This window comes from Streptomyces sp. NPDC050416, from assembly GCF_044458845.1.
GTDB lineage: Bacteria > Actinomycetota > Actinomycetes > Streptomycetales > Streptomycetaceae > Streptomyces.
This window is the reverse complement of the sequence record NZ_JBITII010000008.1, coordinates 94,950-118,678: the sequence shown is the minus strand read 5'-3', so window position 1 is coordinate 118,678 and position 23,729 is coordinate 94,950. Positions and strand designations below refer to the sequence as shown.

The 23,729-nt window shown below is 73.5% G+C and carries 22 protein-coding genes; 9 read left to right on the top strand and 13 right to left on the bottom strand.

Annotated features, from left to right (window positions below; all coding sequences use genetic code 11):
• Positions 1–17: 17 nt before the first annotated feature.
• Genes ACIBL4_RS25075 through ACIBL4_RS25065 form a run of 3 tightly spaced genes read right to left on the bottom strand, consistent with a single transcriptional unit; the run spans position 18 to position 2,874 of the window.
• Complete coding sequence (locus tag ACIBL4_RS25075) at positions 18–758, bottom strand: TrmH family RNA methyltransferase (RefSeq protein ID WP_399413711.1); 741 nt, start codon at positions 756–758, stop codon at positions 18–20.
• Positions 755–1,966: an HTTM domain-containing protein gene (locus tag ACIBL4_RS25070; RefSeq protein ID WP_399413709.1), complete on the bottom strand. Its 1,212-nt coding sequence runs from the start codon at positions 1,964–1,966 to the stop codon at positions 755–757. The genes ACIBL4_RS25075 and ACIBL4_RS25070 overlap by 4 nt, the downstream gene beginning before the upstream one ends.
• Complete coding sequence (locus ACIBL4_RS25065) at positions 1,963–2,874, bottom strand: DUF5819 family protein (protein WP_399413706.1); 912 nt, start codon at positions 2,872–2,874, stop codon at positions 1,963–1,965. Before ACIBL4_RS25065 ends, ACIBL4_RS25070 begins: the two co-directional genes overlap by 4 nt.
• Before the next feature lie 433 nt (positions 2,875–3,307).
• Between ACIBL4_RS25065 and ACIBL4_RS25060 the strand changes: the two genes are divergently transcribed.
• Complete coding sequence (locus ACIBL4_RS25060) at positions 3,308–4,441, top strand: acyl-CoA dehydrogenase family protein (RefSeq protein WP_399413704.1); 1,134 nt, start codon at positions 3,308–3,310, stop codon at positions 4,439–4,441.
• Between the two features lie 37 nt (positions 4,442–4,478).
• On the opposite strand, the gene ACIBL4_RS25055 is transcribed toward ACIBL4_RS25060, so the two are convergent.
• The 4 genes from ACIBL4_RS25055 to ACIBL4_RS25040 all read right to left on the bottom strand — a co-directional run bounded on the left by ACIBL4_RS25055 (position 4,479) and on the right by ACIBL4_RS25040 (position 8,220).
• Positions 4,479–4,808: a rhodanese-like domain-containing protein gene (locus tag ACIBL4_RS25055; protein WP_356927289.1), complete on the bottom strand. Its 330-nt coding sequence runs from the start codon at positions 4,806–4,808 to the stop codon at positions 4,479–4,481.
• A 96-nt stretch (positions 4,809–4,904) separates the two neighbouring features.
• Complete coding sequence (locus tag ACIBL4_RS25050) at positions 4,905–5,816, bottom strand: hypothetical protein (protein WP_399413702.1); 912 nt, start codon at positions 5,814–5,816, stop codon at positions 4,905–4,907.
• 71 nt (positions 5,817–5,887) lie between these two features.
• Positions 5,888–7,321, bottom strand: a complete 1,434-nt coding sequence (locus tag ACIBL4_RS25045; RefSeq protein ID WP_399413700.1) for a DUF2252 domain-containing protein — start codon at positions 7,319–7,321, stop codon at positions 5,888–5,890.
• 167 nt (positions 7,322–7,488) lie between these two features.
• On the bottom strand, positions 7,489–8,220 hold the full coding sequence (locus ACIBL4_RS25040) for a ScbR family autoregulator-binding transcription factor (protein ID WP_399413698.1): 732 nt from the start codon (positions 8,218–8,220) through the stop codon (positions 7,489–7,491).
• 190 nt (positions 8,221–8,410) lie between these two features.
• Between ACIBL4_RS25040 and ACIBL4_RS25035 the strand changes: the two genes are divergently transcribed.
• Both ACIBL4_RS25035 and ACIBL4_RS25030 read left to right on the top strand, forming a co-directional pair.
• The gene (locus tag ACIBL4_RS25035; RefSeq protein WP_399413696.1) at positions 8,411–9,460 is read left to right on the top strand and encodes a ScbA/BarX family gamma-butyrolactone biosynthesis protein; all 1,050 of its coding nucleotides are present in this window, start codon (positions 8,411–8,413) and stop codon (positions 9,458–9,460) included.
• Positions 9,457–10,392 (top strand): NAD-dependent epimerase/dehydratase family protein, encoded by a 936-nt coding sequence (locus ACIBL4_RS25030; protein ID WP_399413694.1) that lies wholly within the window; start codon positions 9,457–9,459, stop codon positions 10,390–10,392. The genes ACIBL4_RS25035 and ACIBL4_RS25030 overlap by 4 nt, the downstream gene beginning before the upstream one ends.
• On the opposite strand, the gene ACIBL4_RS25025 is transcribed toward ACIBL4_RS25030, so the two are convergent.
• The 4 genes from ACIBL4_RS25025 to ACIBL4_RS25010 form a co-directional block, all read right to left on the bottom strand.
• Positions 10,337–11,683: a cytochrome P450 gene (locus ACIBL4_RS25025; RefSeq protein WP_399413692.1), complete on the bottom strand. Its 1,347-nt coding sequence runs from the start codon at positions 11,681–11,683 to the stop codon at positions 10,337–10,339. The two genes, ACIBL4_RS25030 and ACIBL4_RS25025, sit on opposite strands and share 56 nt — an antisense overlap.
• Before the next feature lie 155 nt (positions 11,684–11,838).
• Positions 11,839–12,528: a ScbR family autoregulator-binding transcription factor gene (locus ACIBL4_RS25020; RefSeq protein WP_399413690.1), complete on the bottom strand. Its 690-nt coding sequence runs from the start codon at positions 12,526–12,528 to the stop codon at positions 11,839–11,841.
• Between the two features lie 169 nt (positions 12,529–12,697).
• Positions 12,698–13,357, bottom strand: coding sequence for a response regulator (locus ACIBL4_RS25015; protein ID WP_399414140.1), 660 nt, complete (start codon positions 13,355–13,357; stop codon positions 12,698–12,700).
• On the bottom strand, positions 13,347–14,627 hold the full coding sequence (locus tag ACIBL4_RS25010) for a sensor histidine kinase (RefSeq protein ID WP_399413687.1): 1,281 nt from the start codon (positions 14,625–14,627) through the stop codon (positions 13,347–13,349). The genes ACIBL4_RS25015 and ACIBL4_RS25010 overlap by 11 nt, the downstream gene beginning before the upstream one ends.
• Positions 14,628–14,783: 156 nt before the next feature.
• Between ACIBL4_RS25010 and ACIBL4_RS25005 the strand changes: the two genes are divergently transcribed.
• From ACIBL4_RS25005 to ACIBL4_RS24995, 3 genes are read left to right on the top strand one after another with little or no spacing between them, the layout of a single operon-like run.
• Complete coding sequence (locus tag ACIBL4_RS25005) at positions 14,784–15,509, top strand: ABC transporter ATP-binding protein (RefSeq protein WP_399413685.1); 726 nt, start codon at positions 14,784–14,786, stop codon at positions 15,507–15,509.
• Complete coding sequence (locus ACIBL4_RS25000) at positions 15,503–17,941, top strand: ABC transporter permease (RefSeq protein ID WP_399413683.1); 2,439 nt, start codon at positions 15,503–15,505, stop codon at positions 17,939–17,941. The genes ACIBL4_RS25005 and ACIBL4_RS25000 overlap by 7 nt, the downstream gene beginning before the upstream one ends.
• 60 nt (positions 17,942–18,001) lie before the next feature.
• Complete coding sequence (locus ACIBL4_RS24995) at positions 18,002–18,535, top strand: winged helix-turn-helix transcriptional regulator (RefSeq protein WP_399413680.1); 534 nt, start codon at positions 18,002–18,004, stop codon at positions 18,533–18,535.
• Positions 18,536–18,566: 31 nt separating this feature from the next.
• Here ACIBL4_RS24995 and ACIBL4_RS24990 read toward each other — a convergent pair whose 3' ends face one another.
• Together ACIBL4_RS24990 and ACIBL4_RS24985 are read right to left on the bottom strand one after the other, a co-directional pair.
• Positions 18,567–19,601: an aldo/keto reductase gene (locus ACIBL4_RS24990; RefSeq protein ID WP_399413678.1), complete on the bottom strand. Its 1,035-nt coding sequence runs from the start codon at positions 19,599–19,601 to the stop codon at positions 18,567–18,569.
• Positions 19,602–19,623: 22 nt separating this feature from the next.
• Positions 19,624–21,093: an MFS transporter gene (locus ACIBL4_RS24985; protein ID WP_399413676.1), complete on the bottom strand. Its 1,470-nt coding sequence runs from the start codon at positions 21,091–21,093 to the stop codon at positions 19,624–19,626.
• A 57-nt stretch (positions 21,094–21,150) separates the two neighbouring features.
• Between ACIBL4_RS24985 and ACIBL4_RS24980 the strand changes: the two genes are divergently transcribed.
• From ACIBL4_RS24980 to ACIBL4_RS24970, 3 genes are all read left to right on the top strand, one after another.
• Positions 21,151–22,026: a helix-turn-helix transcriptional regulator gene (locus tag ACIBL4_RS24980; protein WP_399413674.1), complete on the top strand. Its 876-nt coding sequence runs from the start codon at positions 21,151–21,153 to the stop codon at positions 22,024–22,026.
• Positions 22,027–22,160: 134 nt separating this feature from the next.
• Positions 22,161–22,658, top strand: a complete 498-nt coding sequence (locus tag ACIBL4_RS24975; RefSeq protein ID WP_399413672.1) for a cupin domain-containing protein — start codon at positions 22,161–22,163, stop codon at positions 22,656–22,658.
• Positions 22,658–23,701 (top strand): 3-oxoacyl-[acyl-carrier-protein] synthase III C-terminal domain-containing protein, encoded by a 1,044-nt coding sequence (locus tag ACIBL4_RS24970; RefSeq protein ID WP_399413670.1) that lies wholly within the window; start codon positions 22,658–22,660, stop codon positions 23,699–23,701. The genes ACIBL4_RS24975 and ACIBL4_RS24970 overlap by 1 nt, the downstream gene beginning before the upstream one ends.
• Positions 23,702–23,729: the final 28 nt, after the last annotated feature.

Below are 23,729 nucleotides of genomic sequence, written 5' to 3'. Positions count from 1 at the left end.
CGCAGTTCCCCGCGCCCCTAGGGCACGTTGCAGCTCCAGTGGTACAAGGTCATCGCCACGCTCGTCGCCAGGTTGTAGCTGCTGACCTGGGGGCGCATCGGCAGGGACAGCAACTGGTCCGCACGCGCGCGCAGTTCCGGTGACAGGCCCGTGCGTTCGGAGCCGAAGGCGAGGACGGCGTCGTCCGGGAGCTTCATGGCCCGGATGTCGTCGCCCTCCGGGTCCAGCGCGAACAGCGGGCCGGGCGGCAGGTCGGACACCTCCAGCCGTTCCACCGCCGTCGCGAAGTGCAGCCCGGCCCCGCCGCGTACGACCGTGGGGTGCCAGGGGTCGACCGTCCCCGTCGTCACCACGCCCGTCGCCCCGAAGCCGGCGGCCAGGCGGATCACAGCGCCCGCGTTGCCCAGGTTGCGCGGGTTGTCGAGGACGACGACGGGGGCCGTGCGGGGCGTGTACACCAGCTTCTCGAGGTTGGACTCGCGGGAGGGCCGTACGGCCAGGGCGGCCACGGCGGTGGGGTGCGGGCGCGGGACGAACGACGCGTACGTCTCGTGCGGCACCTCCGTCAGCAGCCCGGCCAGCGCGTCCCGTACGTCTGGGGCCAGCTCGTCGGCGAGGGCGAGTGTGGCCGCCCGGTCGGCGGTGACCGCGACCGGCACCTCGGCACCGAACCGCACGGCGTGCTTGAGGGCGTGGAAGCCGTCGAGCAGGACGGTGCTGCCGGCGAGCCGGCGCCAGACGGTGACGGGGTCGGTCATGTCCCGAAGCCTACGTGCGTGGCCTCCGGGCGATCGTGAGTGTGCTGCTCGGAGGGCTGGGCGGGCCCGCCACGCCGCAGCAGCCGGTCACGCGCGCGTGCCGCCCGGCCGCCCAGGCGGCGCAGGAAGGCCGTCGGCAGGAACACCGCGTCCGCCGCGATCATCGCCAGCGAGAAGAACGGCAGTCCGAGGACGACGGCGATCACGGCGTGCTCGGTGATCATGACGGCCAGCAGGACGTTCTTCACCCGCCGGTTGAACAGCGTGAACGGGAAGGCGACCTGCACGAGGACCGTCCCATACGTCACGAGCATCACCATCGTGCCGCTGGCGGTCAGCAGGTCGGCGAGCCCGGGCCAGGGCGAGAAGTACTCCAGGTGGAGCGGGTAGTAGACGGCGGTGCCGTCCTGCCAGCGGGAACCCTGGATCTTGTACCAGCCGGCCGTCGCGTAGATCAGGCACGCCTCGGCCATGATCACGAGCAGGGCGCCGTTGTGCACGACGTTCGAGACGACGTCGAGCATGATCCGCGGCTCACCGGCCTTCGCGCGGCGCCCGGTCAGCCACCACAGGGCCTGCGCCGCCCACACGGTCCACAGCAGCGCCGGTATCAGCAGCTCACCCTCCATCCGGCCGGACAGCATCGCCACGATCAGCAGGAACCCCAGCCCACCCCACAGGGCAGGCCCGGTCCGGTCCGTGACCCGCTCGCCCCGCGCGTGTGCCGCCCGGGCCCGCGCGGCCCGCCGGGCGTCCAGGGACCACACCTGGGCGCAGCGCGTGAACACCAGATAGACCGACATCAGGTGCAGCACGTTGTCGCCGCCGTCGCCCATGAAGACGCTGCGGTTCTGGAGCGACAGCACGCCGACCATGAACAGCACCGACATCGTGCGGGTGCGCCAGCCCAGCATCAGCAGGGCACTGGCGAGGATCGCGAGCAGGTAGACGGTCTCGAACCAGATCCCGCCGTCCGACCACATGAGAGCGGTGAAGGCCTGGTTGGTCCCGATCAGCTGCTCGGCAAGACCCCAGCTCCAGGGCCCGTCGGGACCGTAGAGCTCGTGGCGGTGGGGGAACTCGCGCAGCAGGAAGAGCAGCCAGGTCGCGCTGAAGCCGATACGGATCACGGCGGTCTGGTACGGGCCGAGGGCGGTCTCGGTGACCCGGGCGATACCGCGCGAGACGGCCAGGGAGAAGCGGTTCACCGCACGCCACCCCCGGCCTCGTCCGCCGGCACCGGCCACCACGGCAGCTCGCGGTAGGCCGGCGTCGTGGACACCTTCTCCCGGCTCCACTTGGGCGGGGGCACGTTGCTGGTGCGGGAGCGGACCTGGACGCGTTCGATGACGCCACGGCCCCCGGTGGCGGCCCGCACGGCGTCGTCGCGGTCGAGGCGCAGCACTACGATCCGGCGCAGGTACGACTCGGAGAGCGAGCCGCGCAGCCCCACCGGGCGGTTCTCGCCGTCGTGTGTCGCGAGGAAGAAGTCCCAGGCCCGGCGCAGCTCGTTCTGCTGGGTGTGGCTGGGCAGCAGGTTGCCGTCGATGGCCCGGCCGTCCTCCGCGGACAGGTCGTACCAGCCGGTGGTCAGCGTCCCGCCCTCACCGTCCCGGACCTCGGCGCGGACCTGGATGGAGATGTTCTGCTGGAGCGGGTTCGGCGCGAAGAGCTTCCAGTTCTGCTCGAACTCCGGATAGATCCAGTCGTCCACGGCCTTGCCGTGCTCCCGGGTGACGGTGTTCGGCGGCGCGACGTGCAGGAACGTCATCCCGAGGTGCGCGCAGGCCCCGACCGCGACGACCGCGAGCGCCAGGGCGACACCGATCTGGTAGCGGAGGGAGAGCGCGGCGATGCCCGCGCGGGGGCTGGTGGCCGGGTCCGGCTCGGCGGCCGGGTCCAGCTCGGTGGCGAGGTGCGGCTCGGCGGCCGGGTGCGACTCCTCGGCCAGCCCGACGGACGGGGTGGGCGCACCGGAAGCGGCCGGCGTGCCCCAAGCCGCTGGCGCGCCCGACTCGGCGGGAACACCCGGCGCGGTCGGCGCGGTCGGCCCGGCCGGCCCCTCCGGCCCGTCCGGCCCGTGCCGGGCGTTCGAGCCTCCGTCGTACGCGTCCATTCAGCCCCGTCCACGATCCCGGTCCGTCGTTGTCGTCCGCCCGGTCGCGAGGGCGTCGCACCGCCCGCGCACCGCTGCGCGACGTCGGCACGGGCACCGTACTCAGGCCGCCCACCCGGGCACAGCCTCTTGCGCCGGTTCGGGCCGTGGCCGTCACCACACCACGGCACCCGACCCGAAGTCGGCCGGGGGTCGACCGGAAGCCGACCGTACGGCGCCCGCGTCGACCGATGAGCGGTGATCCCTCTGGTCCACAGGGGTCCCCCGCAGGTTATCCACAGGGCGCCCGGCCAGGTCGCCCGCAGGAGTGACACCCTACGGCCCCCTCCCGCACACCCATTCCCTTCTTCTAGAACCTGTTCTACCTTGCTGCTCCGTCAGCTCCAGTCAGCTCATCCGTCAGCTCGAGGGACCGGCCGGAAGGACAGGCACCGTGGACTTCACCTTCACCGAGGAGCAGGAGGCGGCGGCCGAGGCGGCGAAGGGCGTGTTCGCCGGGGGCGCGCCGGACTCCGTGCCCAGCCCCGCCCTCACCCCGGGCGCCGTCGCCGACACCTTCGACCGCGCCCTGTGGGCCAGGCTCGCCGACGCCGATCTGCTGAGCCTGCTGCTGGACGCGCACCACGGCGGGGCCGGCCTGGACGCGATCGCGCTGTGCCTGGTGCTGCGGGAGTCGGCGCGCGTCCTGGCCAGGGTGCCGCTGCTGGAGAACAGCGCGGCAGCCGCCGTCGTCCAGGCCTACGGCAGCGAGGAGGCCAAGGCCGCCCTGCCGGCCCGGGCGGGCCGGGGCGAGCTCGTGCTGACCGTCGCCGCGCACGGCCGCACCGGCCACGACCCGGCCGAGCCGGCCGTCACCGCACGGCGGGACGGCGAGGCGTGGGTGCTGGACGGAGTGCAGACGGCGGTGCCGTGGGCGTACGGCGCCGACGTCACGGTCGTCCCCGCGCACACGGAAACGGGCCGGACCGTGCTCGCCCTGGTGCCCCGGGGCCAGGAGGGGGCCGTCCTCGCCGAGCAGTTCTCGACGAGCGGTGAGCGGCTCGGTGAGCTGCGGCTGGAGTCGGCGCGGCTCGCCGCCCGGGACGTGATCGACGCCGATGGGGCATGGGAGTGGCTGCGGGATCTGCTGGCCACCGGGACGTGTGCCCTGGCGCTCGGGCTCGGGGAGCGCGTGCTGCGGATGACCGCGCAGTACACGAGCGAGCGGGAGCAGTTCGGCTTCCCGATCGCGACCTTCCAGGCCGTCGCCGTGCAGGCCGCCGACCGCTACATCGACCTGCGCGCGATGGAGGCCACGCTGTGGCAGGCCGCGTGGCGGATCGCCTCGGGGGCCCCGGGCGCGCTGCCCGCCGCCGGTGACGTCGCCGTCGCCAAGATCTGGGCGGCGGAGGGCGTCCGCCGGGTCGTGCAGACCGCGCAGCATCTGCACGGAGGGTTCGGCGCCGACGTCGACTACCCCCTGCACCGGTACCACGCCTGGGCCAAGCACCTGGAACTGTCGCTCGGCCCAGCCGCGGCGCACGAGGAGGCCCTGGGCGACCTGCTGGCGGCCCACCCGCTGGCCTGACCCCACCGGCGACCGACGCCCGAGGGCGATACAGGCGCTACAGGACGAACCCGGGCTGCCCGTCGTCCGTCACGACGGGACGGCCCGCCGCCTCCCACACCTGCATGCCGCCGTCGACGTTCACGGCGTCGACGCCCTGCTGGGCCAGGTACATCGTGACCTGGGCGGAACGCCCGCCGGAACGGCAGATCACATGGACCCGGCCGTCCTGCGGGGCGGCCTCGGTCAGCTCCCCGTAGCGGGCGACGAACTCGCTGATGGGGATGTGCAGCGCCCCTTCGGCGTGACCGGCCTTCCACTCGTCGTCCTCCCGGACGTCCAGCAGGAAGTCGCCGTCCTTGAGGTCCGCGACCTCGACCGTGGGCACACCAGCTCCGAAACTCATGCCTCCGACGCTACCCGAACCGGCGCCCGGCCCGACCGCAGTGGGGCCCGACGGGGGCCCGGCCGGCCGGAGCGCGGCTCAGCCCTCGGCGAGCAGCGTCGCCAGCTCCCGCTCCCGCTCGGTGACCTGGGTGAGCAGCTGCTGCCCGATCTCGTCCAGAAGGCCGTCCGGGTCGTCCGGGGCCAGCTGGAGCATGTGGCCTATGGCGCTCTCCTCCAGCTCCTTGGCGAGCAGGGCGAGCAGCTCCTTGCGCTGGGCGAGCCATTCGAGGCGGGCGTAGAGCTCCTCGGCGCGGCTCGGGCCCCGCTTCAGCTCGGGCCCCTTGGCCCACTCCTCGGCGAGCTCGCGCAGCTCCGCCTCGTCGCCCCGGGCGTAGGCGGCGTTCACCCGGGTGATGAACTCCTCGCGCCGCTCGCGTTCCTTCTCCTCCTGCGCCAGGTCCGGGTGGGCCTTGCGGGCCAGCTCGCGGTAGAGCTTGCGGGCCTCCTCGCTGGGGCGGACCCGCTGCGGGGGCCGGACCGCCTGGTCCGTGAGCATCGCCACGGCCTCCGGGAAGAGGCCGCTGTCGTCCATCCAGCCGTTCAGCAGCTCCTCGACGCCGGGGATGGGCGCGAGCCTGGCCCGGGCCTCCTCCGCCCGGCGCCGGTCCTCCGCGTCGCCGCTGCGGGCGGCTCTGGCCTCGAGGATCCGGGCGTCCAGTTCCTCCAGCCGGGCGTACAGCGGGCCGAGCTTCTGTTCGTGCAGCCGGGAGAAGTTCTCGATCTCGACGCGGAAGGTCTCCACCGCGATCTCGTACTCGATCAGCGCCTGCTCGGCGGCCCGCACGGCCCGCTCCAGCCGCGCCTCGGGCCGCGCCGCCTCGCCTTCGCTCTGCGCCGCGCCGTCCTCGAGGCGAGGCTCGCCGCCCTCGGCACGCGCCGCGTCACCTTCGGGCGTCACCCGTTGCTCACCGGCGCCGCCACCACCCTGCTCAGCTTCCGGGGTCGTCACCCGACCAGCGTAGGCCACGGCCCGACCGCTGCTGCGCTGCGGACCGTCACCCGCCCGAGGCTCCTCAGGGATCACACCCCCATCTCCGCGGCGACCTTCCCTGCCCGCACCGCCGCCACCAGGTCCGCGTGGTCCGCCTCCGTACGGTCCGCATAGGCGACGGCGAACGCGGCGATCGCCTCGTCCAGCTCCTCGCTCTTGCCGCAGTAGCCGGCGATGAGGCGCGGGTCGGCGCTGTGGGCGTGGGCGCGGGCCAGGAGGGCGCCGGTCATCCGGCCGTAGTCGTCTATCTGGTCGGCGGCCAGGGCGGCCGGATCGACGCTGCCCTTGCGGTTGCGGAACTGGCGGACCTGGAAGGGGCGACCGTCGACCGTCGTCCAGCCCAGCAGGATGTCGCTGACGACCTGCATCCGCTTCTGCCCCAGCACGACCCGCCGGCCCTCGTGGCCCGCCGCCGGCGCGTCGAAACCGGCCGTCACCAGATGCGGCACCAGCGCCGACGCCCGCGCCTCCTTCACCTGGAGCACCAGCGGCTCGCCCCGGTGGTCCAGGAGCAGCACCACGTAGGACCGGGTGCCGACACTGCCGGTGCCGACGACGCGGAACGCCACGTCGTGCACCGCATGCCGGGCGAGGAGCGGCAGGCGGTCCTCCGGCAGGGTGCCGACGTACTCCTCCAGGGACACCGCCACCGCCGCGGCCTCCTCGTCCGGGACGCGCCGCAGCACCGGCGGGGCGTCGACGAAGCGGCGCCCGCCGTCCTGCGTGGCCTCCGTCGACTTGGCCGCGAAGCGGCCGCTGGTGTTGTGGCGGGCCTTCTCGGAGACCCGCTCCAGCGTGCCGATCAGGTCATGGGCGTCCGTGTGGGAGACGAGTTCCTCGTCCGCGATGGCGTTCCACGCGTCCAGCACCGGGAGCCTGGCCAGCAGGCGCATGGTGCGGCGGTAGGCGCCCACCGCGTCACAGGCCGCCTTGCGGCACCTGTCCTCGTCCGCTCCGGCCTCCCGGCCCGCGAGCACCAGGGACGCCGCGAGGCGCTTCACGTCCCACTCCCAGGGGCCGGGCACCGTCTCGTCGAAGTCGTTCAGATCGATGACCAGGCCGCCGCGCGCGTCGCCGTACAGGCCGAAGTTGGCCGCGTGGGCGTCGCCGCAGATCTGGGCCCGGATCCGAGTCATGGGGGTGCGCGCCAGGTCGTGGGCCATGAGGCCCGCGGCGCCGCGCAGGAACGCGAACGGGGTGGCGGCCATGCGGCCGACCCGGATCGGCGTCAGCTCGGGGAGCCGGCCTCGGTTCGACTCCTCGACCGCGCTCACCGCGTCGGGCCGGGACGGGTCCTGATCGAGCGTGGCGTGCGCGCTGCGCGGGATCCCCCGGCGCAGGGCTTTGCCCTCGTCCTTGGGTGAGCCCTCGGCGGGCCACTCGGCGAAACCGCGCACCCGCGGCAGCCGACGGGTCGCCCCCTGCGCCGCCCCGCCTTCGGCTCCGGCACCGTCCCTGGTCACACCGACCGCCTCCCCCGCACCCGCACGAACATCAACTCGTGCGACCGTACAGCCGATGGCCGAAACGCGTCAGACCCTGTGGACAACTCCACAGCTGTGGACAACCCGTGCAGGGCACACCGGCTCCCAGGGCATGTCAGCGCAGTCCCGCCCGCCCCGCGACGCGCCTAGGCCCCCGTCGAGACCTGCGTCGGCACAGCCTGCTCCCGGACCTGCTCCCGGACCTGCTCCTGCACCTGCACCTGTACCCGCCCCTGCACGGGCATCTCCACCTGCCCCTGCGCCAGCACCCGCTCGGCCCGCTCCGTCGAGATGTCGAGCCGGGCCAGCACCGCGGGGACGGCGATACTCGGCAGGAAGTGTTCGAACATCACGACGATGCGGCGCTCCAGATCCTGGCGCTGGCAGCGCAGCTGCGACAGCAGTTGCACCCCCGAGAAGCTGCCGACCAGCAGCTCCGCCGTCTCGGCCACGTCGACATGCGGCAGCAGTTCGCCCTGTGCCTTCGCCTCCGCCAGCATCTGCACGTTCTGGTCGATCCACATCCGGAAGGCCGGGGTGCGGTCGAGGTCCATCGCCCCCTGGTCGAGAGCGAGCCCCACACTGGCGCGGACCAGCGGTTCGGACCGCAGCCGGCGGGCCAGCACCAGACCGGAGTCGACGAGTTCCTGGAGCTTGCTGGACTGCGGCGGGAGCGCGATCGCGAGCTGCTCCTCGAACACCCCCAGCGCCAGCTCCTCCTTGGAACCGAAGTGGAAGTACAGCGCGCCCTTGGTGACGCCCGCCCGGTCCAGGATCTCCCCGATGGTGGCCGAGGTGTAGCCGCGTTCGTCGAAGACGGCCGCGGCCGCTTCGAGGATGGTCCGCCGGGTGCGGATCGCGCGCTCCTGTCGCGCCATCGGGTGCCTCCAGATCTCCGTCGATTCCTGTGAAATCGCTGTGCAGCGGGGGCGCGGAGAGCCTGTCCCGGCGGTCTGGCCCACCCTTTGAAAAAAACCGGCTCGTCCGTATCTTAGTCAGTCGCCGACTTCAGCCAGGCAGCCGATCCTGGGGGTTCTCATGCCGCAGTCAGAACCTTTAAGCGCACCCGTGGACGATCAGACCGGACAGGAGGGCCGTCCGGCAAACAGAACCACCGCGGCCGTCGAGAACGCGCCACACGCCGCGGTCACCGACCGCACAGAACCCCCCGACGCCCCCGGAGTCCCCGAGACCGTCCCGGTCACCAAGGAACTCGCCCACCGCACCACCGAAGCAGACGTCTTCCCCGCCCGGTGGCGCCGAATCTCCGAAACCCGCTTCCGTTTCACCGCTCACTGGCCGGCCGACCACGCCTTCTTCGGCCCCGTGGACGACCGCCACCAGGACCCGATGGTCGTGGGCGAAACGTTGCGGCAGGCCTCGATGGTGCTCGCGCACGCCGAGTTCGGCGCCCCCGCCGACACCCACTTCGTCATGTGGGACCTGACGGTCCACACCGACCCGTCCGCGCTCCTGCTGGCGGACGCGGCCGAACCGGTCGAGGTCGACGTCGTGTGCTCCGAGATACGCCGTCGCGGTCGCGGCCTGAGCAGCATGCGGACCACGATGGAGTTCCGCCGCGCGGGGCGCTTCGTCGCCCGCGGCACCGGCAGCACCGGCTGCACCTCGCCGCTCGCCTACCGCCGTCTGCGGGCCAACCAGTTGGCCGAACTGGGCACTCCGGTGCCGCTGCTGCCGGGCATATCTCCGGCGCTCGCCGGCCGCTGCCGTGCCGAGGACGTCGTCCTCGCCCCCGCCGACCGCCCCGGCGTCTGGCAGCTGCGCGTGGACACCGGCCACCCGGTGCTCTTCCCACGGCCCAACGACCACGTGCCCGGCATGGTCCTGTTCGAGGCGGCCCGCCAGGCGGCGACTGCCGCGTCCGGCCGGCAGCCCTTCCTGCCCCGCTCGATGACGGCGACCTTCTCCCGGTACGCCGAACTGCGCACCCCGTGCTGGATCGAGACGGAGGTGCTCGACGAGATTCCCCGGGATCCGGGGAATCCGGGGGATCCGGGGGAGACGACCGTAAGGGTCTCGGGGCGGCAGGACGGCGAGTCCGTCTTCAGCGCCACGCTGACCTGCGCGCAGTCGGCCCGGGTACGGTCCCTGTCGTGACGGTCGACTTTCTCATCACGGGCGCGAGCGGCTTCGTCGGCAGCAGGGTCGCCGCAGTCGCCCGCCGGCAACCCGGCGTCCGCGTACGGCACTTGTCACGCCGTACGCCACCGGGAGCCGGCCCCGGCGAGTCCGTCCGGGGCGACCTCGGCGACCCGCTCTCGCTGCGCGGCGTCTGTGCGGGCGCCGACGTCCTGGTGCACTGCGCCACGAGGATCGGCGGCGACGCCGTGACCGTCGAGGCCGTCAACGACCTGGGCACGCGGGCCCTGGTCGAGGAGGCCGTACGCGCCGGGGTGCGCCGGATCGTGTACGTGAGCACGGCCGCCGTGTACGGCCGGGGCCCCTTCCGCGGTGTCCGCCCCGGGGACGTGCCCATCGCGCCCGCGTCGGCCACCAGCCGCACCCGGGCCGCCGCCGAACGGCACGTCCTCGACGCGGGCGGCCTGGTGCTGCGCCCGCACCTCGTGTACGGCGAGGGCGACCGGTGGGTCGTCCCCGGAGTGGCGTGGCTGCTGGGCGAGTTGTCGGCGACGACCCTCACCGGCCCGGCGGCGCTCCTGTCGATGGTCGACGTGGACACCCTGGGGCGTGCGGCGGTGGCCGCGGCCCTGTCCCCGGCGCACGACGGCGGTGTGCACCACGTCAATCATCCCGAGCCGGTGAGCGTCCCGGAGTTGGTCGGCGCCGTGCGGACCCTGCTGGACGAGCCCGGCGGCGGTGCGGCGGTGGACGTCGCCACCGCCCTGGACCGGGCCGCCGGGAAGCCGCTCGCCCTCCATCACCTCGGCATGCTCACGGTCGACCACTGGTTCGTGGACGACGCCTTCTGGAAGGACCTGGACTGCTCGCCCGGCGAGGGATTCGCGGCCGGATTCAGTCGCGCGGCACCCTGGTACCGCTCGTTCCTGCGAGGCCGGAAAGCTTCCTGATCGCCTCCGCCTCCTCGGGACGCGGACCCGGGTCCGGTGCGGCGCTCCCGGACCGGCCGTGCAGCAACACGGGCAGCTCCTGGTGCCCCGTGGAGATGATGGACCGCAGCCGCCGCGGAGGCCGGGACGGATCGGCCAGGGCCAGCCGCGGGAACCGGTCGAACAGGGACGTCAGGGCCACCGTCGCCTCGGCCATGGCCAGGGGCCGGCCCAGGCAGTGGTGCACGCCGTGGCCGAAGGAGACGTGGTCGCGGCTGGTGGACCGGGTGACGTCGAACCGGTCGGCGTCCGGACCGTGCCGCTCGGGGTCGCGTCCGGCACCGGCGAACGAGACCACGACCGGATCGCCCTTCGGAATCGTCAGACCCGGCTCGATCTCGATGTCCTCGACGGCGTACCGCAGCCCCGACATGGCGCCGGGCGCCTCGAAGCGCAGCGACTCCTCGATGGCGTCCTCCCAGGTCACCTGCCCGGAGCGGACGAGTGCGAGTTGGTCGGGGTGGGCGAGCAGGCTGTGCACGGTGTTGTCGATGAGGTTGACGGTCGTCTCGAAGCCCGCGGTGAGCAATAGGATCAGGTTGTCCATCAACTCCTGTTCGCTGAGGCTGCCGTCGTCGTGCGCGGCCATGAGGGCCGTCGTCAGGTCGTCGGCCGGGTGCTCGCGCTTGTACTGCAGGAACGCGGTCAGCGTGCCGTACAGCTCGACTCCGTTGGCCTGGGCGTCCTCCAGGGTGATCGCCGTGTCGAAGAAGCGGTTGATGATGCCGTAGAGGGACGCCCGCGGACCGTCCTCACCCGGCGGTACGCCGAAGAGTTCGCACACCACCTCGTGCGGTACAGGCGCCGCGAACGCCGCCCGCAGGTCGACGACTTCACCCTCGGGGATCCGCTCCAGGCCGTCCAGCGCCCGGTCGACGATCTCCTGGACGCGCGGCAGCAGCGCGTCGACGCGGCGCTTGGTGAAGGCGGCGGCCATCGGTTTGCGCAGCCGGCTGTGGTCACTGCCGTAGGCCGTGACCATGTTGCGCACCGACACCCAGATCGCGAGCGGCCAGGTGCGGGAGATGTCCCCGTTGATCCAGGCCGGCCAGTGCTGGAAGGCGTCCTTGCTCGTCTCGGGGCCGGCCAGGAGCCGCTTGTTCAGCTCCAGGCCGTTGATCCACCACGCCCGTACGCCGCCGGGGAGTTCCACCTCCACGGCCGGTCCCCGGGCCCGGATCCGGGATATCTCGCCGTACAGGTCCTGGCCGGACGGGTCGATCGCCAGGAAGGGGCAGGCCTGTTGTGCCATGACTCATCGCTCCTCGGTCCAGAGGCTGGGGAACCATCGTGCGATCCAGGTGACGAAAAAACTTGGCATCCGGTTTGTTTTGGCCACCACTTCACCCACTGTCGGCCAGGGGAAGCCCGGCCGGGCGCCGACCAACCGCGGCCGGCGACGCCCCGCTACCGCAGCGCGAGCCCCGCCCGGCCCGGCTCCTCCCACGCCCCGCCGGTCTCCTCCGCTGCCCGGCCGGAATCCGGCTCGGTCCCGGCCGGGTCCAGCGCACCGGCCAGGTGCGGTGCGGCCACACAGGGCAGGAGCAGACGCCACAGGTCCGTCAGCGAGGGGCGGCCGAGCCAGCCGGAGTCCTCCCGGGCCAGCACCTCGATGCCGGTCGTGGCGGCGAGGACGACGGCGCAGGAGCGGTGCGGCGGCATCCCGGCGGCGAGTTCGCCCCTGCGCTCGGCCTCGGCCAGCAGCGCGTGCACGCACTCCCGCCACTCCCGTCGCAGGTCACGCACCCGCCCGGCGACCGCGTCGGCGTTGAGCCGCAGCCCCGCACGCACCACGACGTCGGCGCACAGCAGCCGTGCGACGTGGTGCGTGACGTCCACGAGACGCTGGAGGGCGCACCCGTCGCCGTCGCGGGCCCGGGCCGCGATCCGGCGCAGCCCGCGGGCGGCCGCGTGCTCGACGGCTTCGGCGACGGCGGCCTTGTTCGCGAAGTGGAAGTGCAGCGCCCCGGAGCTGACGCCGGCTCCCGCGCTGATCTCCGCGAGGCTGGCCCGGACGTATCCCCGTGCCTCGAACTGCTCGGCCGCCGACCGGATCAGCGCGAGACGGGTCCGGACGGCCCGGTCCTGTTTGGTCACCCCTGGCTCCCCTGGAGGGCTCTGATGGCGACGCAATGAAACCAACTCGCTGGTTTTTTCACAACGCGCCGACGAGCGAGGGGCCTTGGTCGGCCGCGCCGCTCCGCCGGGCCGCGGACCCACCCGGCGGTGACATCGACGCCGAGCACCGCGCAGCCCGGAGCCGTGCCTACGACCGCAAATACGCCAGCACGGCCAGCACCCGGCGATGGGTCTCGTCCGCCGGCGGCAGGTCCAGCTTGGTGAGGATGCCGGAGATGTGCTTGCCGACGGCCGCCTCGGAGACCACCAGTTCGCGGGCGATCGCGCCGTTGGACCTGCCCTGCGCGATCAGCGCCAGCACCTCCCGCTCACGCGGGGTGAGCCGCTCCAGCGGGTCGCGGCGGCGGCGCAGCAGCTGCCGTACGACCTCGGGGTCGACGACCGTGCCGCCGTCGGCCACCTCACCGAGCGCCTCGACGAACTCCTCGACCTGGCCGACGCGGTCCTTGAGCAGATAGCCCACGCCGGTGCCGTCACCGGAGTCCAGCAGCTCGGCGGCGTACCGGCGCTGCACGTACTGGCTGAGGACCAGCACGGGCAGCGTGGGCCGCTCCCCGCGCAGCCGTACGGCCGCGTGCAGGCCCTCGTCCTGGAAGCCGGGCGGCATCCGCACGTCCGTCACCACCACGTCCGGGGCGTGCTCGGCGACGGCCGCGATCAGCACCTCGGCGTCCCCCACGGCCGCGACCACCTCGTGTCCGCAGCGTTCGAGCAGTCCGACGAGCCCGTCCCGCAGCAGCACGCTGTCCTCGGCCAGGACCACCCGCAGCGGTCGCTCAACTCGCAAGGCCACAGGGGATCTCCACACGCAGCAGGGTCGGTCCGCCGGGCGGACTGGACAGGGAGAGTCTGCCATCGAGCACCGACACCCGGTCGGCGAGTCCGGTCAGCCCGCTGCCCTCCCCGGCCCGCGCCCCACCGCGCCCGTCGTCACGGATCCGCAGGACCAGCCGGCCGTCGCGGTGCGCCCCGCTCACCTCCGCCCGGCTCGCCCCGCTGTGCCTGCCCACGTTGGCGAGCGCCTCGCACACCACGAAGTACGCGGCGGCCTCCACGGCCTGGGAGAGCCGCCCGGGCAGCTCCAGGTCGACGTCCACGGGCACGGCCGAGCGGTCGGCGGCGTCGGCGACGGCGGCTTCGAGGCCGTAGTCGGCGAGGACCTTGGGATGGATGCCGTGGATGAGTTCGCGCAGTTCCGCGAGGGCCGTGCCCGCCTGCTCATGGGCCTTGGTGAGCTGGTCGGCCAGGGGTCCGGGCGGGGCGTCCAGCCGGGCCAGGCCGAGCGTCATCGTCAGGGCGACGAGCCGCTGCTGCGCCCCGTCGTGCAGATCCCGCTCGATCCGCCGCCGTTCCGCCTCGAAGGCGTCCACCAACCGCACCCGGGACCGGGCCAGTTCGACCATCCTGGCCCCCAGGTCGGCCTCGCGCGGGGCGATCAGCAGCCGTGCCAGCCCGGCCCGCGCACCGGCGGCGACGCCCAGCAGGTAGGCGCCCGGGGCGAGCAGGACCAGTCCGGCAGCGGCGAACCCGAAGGCCGCCGGCCAACTGGTCACGGTCCACATCTTGAGGACCTTCGCCTCCTGCCCGTCACCGACGGTGGCCATCAGCAGCGGCGTGAGCGCCACGGCCAGCGGGCAGAGCACGGCGACGCACAGCGCAAGGGCGTCGACCGGCCACAACAGCCCCGCGAACAGCACGGCATGACCGAGCTCGCGCCACGTGGCCCGCTCCCGCAGCCGGGTCGTCAGCCACGCGCGCAGGCCCGGCTCGCCGGGCGTCCCATGCTGCCCGGGCGCCGGGTCCGGGTCGACGAGCCGCAGCCTGTGCCGCTCCACCGCGGCGACCGGGATGCCCGCCAGGGCCGTGCACAGCAGCAGCGGCAGCCCCACGAGAACGAGCGCGAACACACCCCCGACCACCGCCGAGGCCACGATCCCCACCAGCACGAAGACGCCGGTCACCGCACCGGTGAGCAGGTACGCGGCCGAGCGCCACGGCCACGCGGACATCAGGTAGCCGGGGCGGCCCATGGCCTGCCACACGTTCCGAGGCTGCATGGGGATCACCGTAGAAGCCCGCCACGGACCCGGCCATGGGCCCAGGCGGAGGCCCGGGGGTATGCCTGGCCCTACCCCAGGTCTAGGCCCTGCCGCACTGCGCCGGCCCGTCCCTGCCCGGTTTCGTGGAAGCGACACCGACACCAGGGGGAACCCATGACACACGACGCCATCCGGCTGGACTCCGTCACCAGGGCGTACGGACCCCTGACCGCCCTCGCCGGCGTCTCCCTGGCGTTCCCCGCCGGGACCTTCACCGCCGTCATGGGCCCCTCCGGCTCGGGCAAGTCGACCCTGCTCCAGTGCGCCGCCGGCCTGGACCGGCCCACCTCCGGCTCGGTCACCCTCGCCGGCTCCGAACTGACCGGGCTGAGCGAACGCCGGCTGACCCTGCTGCGCCGCGAGCGCGTCGGGTTCGTCTTCCAGGCGTTCAACCTGCTGCCCTCGCTGACCGCCGAGCAGAACGTCGCCCTGCCCCTGCGGCTGGCCGGCCGGCGCGTCCCGAAGGCCCGGGTGCGCCAGGCGCTCCAGCAGGTCGGCCTCGCCGAACGAGCCCGGCACAGACCGTCCCGGCTCTCCGGTGGTCAGCAGCAACGCGTCGCCCTGGCCCGGGCGTTGATCACCCGCCCCGAGGTGCTGTTCGCCGACGAACCGACCGGCGCCCTGGACACGCGGACCGGCCGCGAGGTGCTCGGGCTGCTGCGCGGCATGGTCGACCGCGAGGGCCAGACGGTCGTCATGGTCACGCACGACCCGGTGGCCGCCGCGTACGCCGACCGCGTGGTCTTCCTCGTCGATGGGTGCGTCCACGGGGAGTTGACCGCTCCGAGCGCCGACACCGTCGCCGCGCGCATGGCCCGTCTGGAGGCCGTGCCGTGCTGAGCGCCGCCCTGCGCACCCTGCGCACCCGCTGGGCCACCTTCACCGGCAGCTTCGTCGCGCTGTCGCTGGGCGTGGCGCTGCTGACCGTGACGGGCCTGGCCTTGGCCTCGTCGGCCACCGCCCCGCAGCGCGCCCCCGAACGCTTCGCGGCGGCCCCGGTGGTCGTCAAGAGCCAGGACGTGCTGCGCGTACCGACCCCGGTCGGCGACCGCGAGTCCCGGCTCGCCCACCCGCGCCCGGTCCCCGCCGCGACCGTCGCGGCGTTGCGGAGACTGGGCCGGGTCGTGGCGGACAGGTCCTTCGCCGTCCACGCCCCGGCCGCTCCCTCGGACCTGGTCGGCCACCCCTGGTCCACCGCCGCGTTCGCCCCCTATGACCTCGCCGCCGGACGGGCACCCCGCACCGCCGGCGAGGTCGCCGTCACCGGCGACTGGGCCCGCCCCGGCCTGCGCCTGCACACCGACCGGGGCCCGGTACGCGTCGTCGGCACACTCACCTCACGCGGCTTCGAGAACGCCGTGTTCTTCACCGACGCCCGTGCGGCCCAACTCGCGCCCAAGGTCACCCAGGTGGCTGTCGAGGCTGATCCGGCGGCCGTACGGCAGGCGGTGGGCGGCCGCGCCCAGGTCCTCACCGGGACCGCGCGCCGCCTCGCCGACGCCGACCCCGGCCGGGACGGCGAGGCGCTCACGGCCATGAACTCCCTGTTCGGCACCGCCGGCGGCGTCACCGCCTTCGTGTCGGTCTTCGTCGTGGCGTCGACCTTCGCCTTCGCGGTCGCCCAGCGGCGCCGGGAGTTCGCCCTGCTGCGCACCGCCGGGGCCACCCCGGGCCAGATCCGCCGGACCGTCCTCACCGAGGCCCTCGCCGTCGGCACCCTCGCCTCGGCGGCCGGCTGCGCGCTCGGCTCCCATGCGGCCCCCCGCCTCGCGGCCTGGGTCGTCGGCAACGATCTCGCCCCGGCCTGGTTCACCATCGGCGACCACACCTGGCCGTACCACGCGGCCTTCTGGACCGGCCTGCTCGTCGCGCTGTGCGGGGCGACTGCGGCGTCCTGGCGGGCCGGCCGCACCGGCCCCAGCGAGGCGCTGCGCGAGGCCGCCGCGGAGACCAGGACCATCACCCGGGGCCGCCTGCTGTCCGGCACAGCCCTGCTGCTGGCGGCCGCGGTGACCCTCGGCCTGTCCCTGACCGACGACCCGTCCGACCTGCTGCACCGCAAGAGCTACGTCAGCCGCCCCATGCTGCTGATCACCGCGGCCGCCCTGCTCTCCCCGCTCGCACTGCGCCCCCTGACCCGGCTGCTGACGTGGCTGCCGGGCCCCTGCGCCCTGCTTGTCCGCGAGAACACCGCCGCCGGGATGCGCCGCACCGCCGCCCTGGCGGCCCCCGTCCTGGTCACCGTCGCCCTCGCCGGTTCACTCCTCGGCGCCACCGCGACCCTGAACCGGGCGCAGACCACCGAGACGAGCGAGCGCACCACCGCCGCCTTCGTCCTGACCCCGCCGGCCGGCACCGGCTTCGACGACGCCGCCCTGCGCAGACTGCGCACCATCCCGGGCACGGAGATGTCACCGACGTCCTCCACGTCCGTACACGTCCTTGAGGACGGCGTGGCCCTCATCCGCTCCGAGGCCCGCGCCGCCGCGCCCGGCCCCCTCGCGGCCACCACCCGCCTGCCCCTGACCACCGGCGCGGTGAGCGACCTCGACGACGACTCGATCATCGTCAACGAGGAGTGGCAGCGGCACCACGTGGGCGACCGCGTCCGGGTCTGGCTCGGCGACGGAACACCGCGCACCCTGCGGATCGCCGCGGTGATGCCCACCGGCACCGGCGACCACGGCGTCTACGTCACCCCGCGCAACGCCCCGGGCGCCACGGTCGACCGCATCGACGTGGCCCTGACCGCCGACGCCGACCCGAGAACCGTCGCCACCGCCCTGCACCAGGCACTCGGCCCCGGGAACGGCCAGGTCCTCACGCGGGCGGAATGGCTCCGGGCCACCCACCCCGAGACGAACCGCACCACCCGCCTCGGCCTCCTCCTGGTCCTGGGCATCGCCCTCCTTTACACGGGCATCTCGGTGGCCAACACCATGGTCATGGCGATGTCGGACCGGGCCCGCGACCTGGCCGTGCTGCGGCTGGCCGGCGCCACCCGGTGGCAGGTCCTGCGGCTGACCGGCGCCGAGGCCCTGACGGTCGTGGCGGCCGGCGCCCTCCTCGGCCTCCTGGTCGCCACCCTCAACCTGGCCGGCATGGCGAGCGCCCTCAGCCTGCTGTCGGCCCCGGCCACGATCGAACTCCCCTGGCAGGCCCTCGGCACGACGACGGCCCTCTGCGCCCTCCTCGCCGTGACCTCCGCACTCGTCCCGGCCGCCCTCGCCCTGCGCCGCCGCCCGGCGGAACTGGCGGGCGTACGGGAGTGACAGGCACCGGACGCTCCACGGGCGGGTCCATCTCATGACGAAATCGATAACCTGGCAGCCGTGAAACGGACCTCGTTCGACACCTGGCCCTGCTCCATCGCCCGCACCGCCGACATCCTGGGCGACGCCTGGAGCCTGCTGGTGCTGCGCGAGGTCTTCTACGGCGAATCCCGCTTCGACGGCTTCATCGGCTCGCTCGGCATCGCCCGCAACACCCTCACCGACCGGCTGCGGCGCCTGGAGGCCGAGGGCCTGCTGCGGCGGCAGGCCTACCAGAGCGACCCGGTCCGCCACGCGTACCTGCTGACGGAGAAGGGCCGTGACTTCTTCGGCGTCCTCGCCGCGATCAACGCCTGGGGCGACCGCTGGCTGGCCGGCGACGAGGGCGCCCCGGTCGTCCTGCACCACACGCCCTGCGGCCACGACACCGAGGCCCGGGTCGTCTGCTCCGCCTGCGGCGAACCCCTGCGCGACCAGGACATGACCGCCCGCACCGGCCCCGGCTACCCGGCCCGCCTCCTCGACGAGCCGGCCGTCCGGGAGCGCTTCGCCTCCGGCCGGCCGCTGTCGAACGGCCGGGCCGACGAGGACTGAGGGCATCCTCGCCGGCCCGGAGCGGCACCCGTCACTGCGCACCGGGCTCCCTGACGCGTTCGGCGTCGCAGTAGTCCTGGTGCCAGTAGGGGTACGGCAGCGGCGGGGCGCTGACCTCGTCGAGCGCGGCGCGCTCCTCGGGGGTGAGCGACCAGGCCGTGGCGGCCAGGTTGTCGGTGAGCTGGCGTTCGTTGCGGGCACCGATGACGACCGATGTGACGCCGCGCCCCTCCAGCGCCCAGCGCAGCGCCACCTGGGCCGGGGTCACCCCCCGCTCCTCTGCGATCTTGCGGAGCACGTCGATGGTGTCGAACGTGCGCTCGGGATCGACCGGCTCGAACCAGCCCACCGCCCGCCGTGTGCCCGGCGGCGGTGTCGCGCCCCGCTCCTGGTGGCCGCTGAGCAGACCGCCGGCCAGCGGGCTCCACACCATGACGCCCACACCCTCGGCCTCCGCCATGGGAAGCAGCTCCCACTCGACCTCGCGGGCGGCCAGGCTGTACTGGATCTGGTGCGAGGCGAACCGCTCCAGACCCAGCCGCTCGCTGGCCGCCAGGGCCCGGGTGAGCTGCCAGGACGTCAGGTTCGAGGCACCCACGTAGCGGACCTTGCCGGACCGCACCAGGTCGTCCAGCGCCCGCAGGGTCTCCTCCCACGGGGTGCGGCCGTCCCAGCCGTGCGTCTGGTAAAGGTCGATGTGGTCGGTGCCCAGGCGGCGCAGACTGGCCTCGACCGAGCGCACGATGTGGTGCCGGGACAGTCCACGGTCGTTCGGACCGCTGCTGCCGTCCGGCATCTGCCAGCGCACCTTCGTCGCGATGATCACGTCGTCGCGCCGGTTGCCGAGGGCCGCGCCGAGGACCTCCTCCGCCTGGCCCGCGGAGTACATGTCGGCGGTGTCGAAGAAGTTGACGCCCGCGTCCACGCTCAGGTGGACGAGCCGCCGGGCCTCGATGGTCGTGAGCTGTCCCATGTGCTGGAAGCCGTGGCGGCCGCCGAACGTCATGGTGCCGAGGCAGATCTCGGAGACCTGCAGGCCGGTGCGGCCCAGGTAGCGCATGCGCATGGGGATCGATGTCCTCTCCGTCTCAGCGGGCGTCGGCCGTGACCTGCTCGTCGAGCACCGGGGCGGGACTCGGGGCGGTCTGCCGGGGCCGCAGGAACGCGATGGCGATCAGGCCCGCGACGAGCAGCGCGCCCGCGGCGGTCAGCAGGCCGTCGCGCACCCCGTCCAGGACCGCGGCGGGGCCGCTGCCGCCGGAGGCGTCCATGCCGGCCGCGGCGACCGTGGCGAGGACCGGCGTGCCGACGGTGACGCCGAGCTGCTGGCCGGTGTAGGCCAGGCCCGTGGCCAGGCCCTGCTCGTGGTCCGGCAGGCCCGAGGTCGCGGTGATCATGTAGCCGACGACCGCGAGGAGGTGGCCGAAGCCGCCCGTCGCGGTGGCCACCAGCAGCAGCGGCATGGCGGCGTCGCCGGTGTCGAGGAAGAAGAGCGCGGCCGTGCTCGCCGCCTGCAGCACCAGGCCGTACACCAGTGCCCGGTGGACGCCGATGGCGCCGATGATCCGCGCCGCGAAGGCACCGCCGAGGACGGCCGCAACGCCCAGCGCGGCGAACGTGAACCCGGCGTTCAGCGGCGTCATCCCGCGCACCTTCTGCATGTACAGCGTGAGCAGGAAGACCATGCCGGTCATCATCGCGAAGGTGACCAGGCCGGTGGTGTTGCCCCAGCTGACGGTACGGCGGCGCAGCACGTTCAGGTCGACGAGCGGTGCGGCGACCCGCGACTCGACGGCGAAGAAAGCGATCAGGAGCACCACACCGGCGGCGAGGGCGAACAGGGTCGTGCCTGCGCCCCAGCCGTTGCGCTCGGCCGAGGTGATGCCGTAGATGACCGACAGCAGGCCACCGGTGACGGTGACCGCGCCGAGGACGTCCAGCCGCGGCGTCTGCTCGTTGCGGCTCTCCTTGATCAGGGCCGGGGCGGCGATCGAGGCGACGAGGCCGACCGGGACGCTGATGAAGAGCGTGACGCGCCAGCTGGTCAGGTCGGTGATGACACCGCCGAGCACCACGCCGGACAGGAAACCGAGCGACAGCAGCGCGCCGTTGATGCCGAGCGCGCGGTCGCGCTGCGAGCCCTCCGGAAAGCTGGTCGTCAGCAGGGACATCGCCGCCGGGGTCAGCATGGCGGCCGCGACGCCCTGGGCCGCGCGGGCGGCGAGCAGGAACCCGGGCGTGGGGGCCAGGCCGCCGGCCAGGGAGGCGACCGTGAACAGGGCCATGCCGGCGATGAACCAGTTGCGGCGGCCGTAGAGGTCGGCGGCCCGGCCGAAGAGCAGCAGCAGGCCGCCGGACGGCAGGGCGAACGCGGTGACCACCCACTGGAGGTCGCTCAGCGCGAAGCCGAGGTCCTTGCCGAGGACGGGGAGCGCGACGCTGAGGATGGAGAAGTCCAGGGCGAGCATGAACTGCGCGCCGCACAGCAGGGCGATGATGAGCCACTGGCGCGTGGTGAAACGCGCCTTGGCGGGCGAGTTGACGACATCGGAAGTCATGGGTCGAGGCTCGCAATCCCCAACCCGCCGCGGGGAGCCCGTACTTATCCTGGGTTTATGACCACCAGCCTCAACGCAGTACGGGAATCCCGTCGACGCGAGGAACTCAGGCAGTTCCTGCGCACCCGCCGGGAGCGTCTCAGGCCCGAGGACGTGGGGCTTCCGCCGGGAGCGCGCAGGCGCACACCGGGCCTGCGCCGGGAGGAGGTCGCGATGCTCGCCGGCATCGGCGCCTCCTGGTACACATGGCTCGAACAGGGCCGGGACATCAAGGTGTCGGAGCAGGTCCTGGACGCCATCTGCAGGACGCTGCGCCTCGACGCCGTGGAGCGGGACCACCTCTACCAGCTGGTGGGCATGAACCCACCGCGGCGCACGGCGGACGACTCCCCCGGCACCGCGCAGCTGACGGCCCTGCTGGAGGGCTGGATGCCGAGCCCGGCGTACGTCATCGACCGATGCTGGAACATCGCGGGGACCAACCGGGCCGCGGAGCTGGTCTTCGGGTTCCGCGAGGGCGACACCAACTGCCTGGTGGCCTTCTTCACCAACCCCGCCTTCCGGGCCCGCCACCGTTATTGGGAGGAGATCGCCCCCGGTCTGGTGTCCGAGTTCCGCCGGGACGCGGCCCGCTACCCCGACGACCCGGAGTTCGCCCGGATCTCGGACCGGCTGACCGAGGAGAGCGCGGAGTTCGCCGAGCTGTGGTCGCGGTACGAGATCACGGCGGCCAACCGGGGTGTGAAGGCCATCGACCATCCGCGGGCGGGTTGCCTGATCTTCGAGCACTCGGTGCTGCAGATCCCCGACCGGCCGGGCGTCCGGCTGATGCTGCACACGGCGCAGGCCGGTACCGACACCCGCGAGCGGGTCGTGCAACTGCTGGACCGGGACGCCCGCAAGGACAGGATCTCGCTGGTCGAGGCCGGTTGAGGAGGACCGCACGAGAACCACTGGAGAACCACAAGAGCCCTGTATGGGAAGTCAAGACAGGGCTCGATCCTGTGACAATGCTCTGATACACATGACCGCGAAGGCCGGTTCCCGTGAGCGGAGGAATACGTACCGTGGTCAGCAAGAGCAAGATCGCAAGTGTGGGTGCCGTCGCCGCGGTGACGCTCGGCGCCGGATTCGTCCTCCAGCCCGTCGCCCAGGCCGAGGTGCCGCCGGTGAGCGCGGTCGTCCTGAGCCAGGGCGTCACGTCGGCGCCGTTCAAGATCAAGGCCGACGGCGACCGCAAGGTGCTCTACCGCAAGGCGGTGGTGCAGCCGGGCGCCTCGACGGGCTGGCACTACCACGTGGGCGAGGAGATCGCCGTCATCGACTCCGGCACCTTCACCCGCATCGAGGGCTCGGACTGCTCGGTGCGGGAGTACGGCCCCGGCGAGTCGCTCGTGGAGCCCGTGGGCCCGGACACCGTGCACATGGGCATCAACAACGGCACCGAACCGGTGGAGCTGTACGTCGTCGACATCATCCCCAAGGACGCCACCTCCCCGACCGTGCCCGCCCCGGACCCGGGCTGCGACACGAGCGGCGCGTACGCTGCCCGCGGGGGCGAGTGATGCGGCTGCCCCGCCCGCTGGGCGTCTCGGGCCCCTCGCTCTGGCTGCCCCCCGGGCGGCAGAGCGCGGCGGAGGCCGTCGGGCTGGCGCTGGTCGACCAGGAGACCGTCGACGAACTGGGCTGTGACGCGTTGCCGGTGGCCGACCAGGCGCCGCCCGAGATGGCGGTCGAGGCGGGCCGCCGGGCGCTCGCGGCGGCGGGCGTGGACGCCCGTGCCGTGGGCCTCCTGCTCCACGCCTCGATCCACTACCAGGGCCACGACCTGTGGTCGCCCACGCACTTCATCGCCGACCAGTTGGGCGCCGACGCCGCCGTGCCGGTCGGCGTCCAGCAGGTGTGCAACGGCGGTGCGGCGGCCGTGGAGCTGGCCGCCGCTCGGCTGTTCGTCGAGCCCGGCCTCGGCCACGCCCTGGTGACCACCGCGGACGCCTTCCTCGATCCGGGCTTCGACCGGTGGAGCGGGGACTACGGCATCGCGTACGGCGACGGGGCCACCGCCCTGGTCCTGCACCATCTGCCGGGGAGCGAGGGCGGCAGGCCGGCCGACCTGGTACTGCACTCCCTGTCGACGGTGGCCGCGCCCCGGCTGGAGCGGATGCACCGGGGGGACGACCCGTTCAGTCCGGCCGCCCGCTCGCTCGGCCCGCGGGTCGACATCCGCCGCACCAAGAAGGCGTACCTCCAGGCGGAGGGCATGGAGACGTTCACCGAGGCGAGTAGCGGTGCGCTGCGATCGGCGGTGGAGTCCTGCCTGGCGGGCGTGGGGCTCACGGCCACTGGCGACGTCCCGCTGCGTTACGTGGTGGCCCCGCGCCTCGGCCGCAAGACTGTCGACCTCGCCTACGCGCCCCTGCTGACGAAGCTCACCGGCGCGGAGCTGCTGCGCCCCGGAGCCGACACCGGTCACCTCGGCGCCGGCGACACCGCGGCCACCCTGTCCGAACTGCACGCCCGCCGGCTGCTAGGCCCCGACGACTACGCCCTGGTGGTGAGCGCCGGCGCGGGCTTCACCTGGTCCTGCCTCCTGGTGAGCGGCGCCTGAGCCCGACCACCGCGCGTCGCCCGCAGGG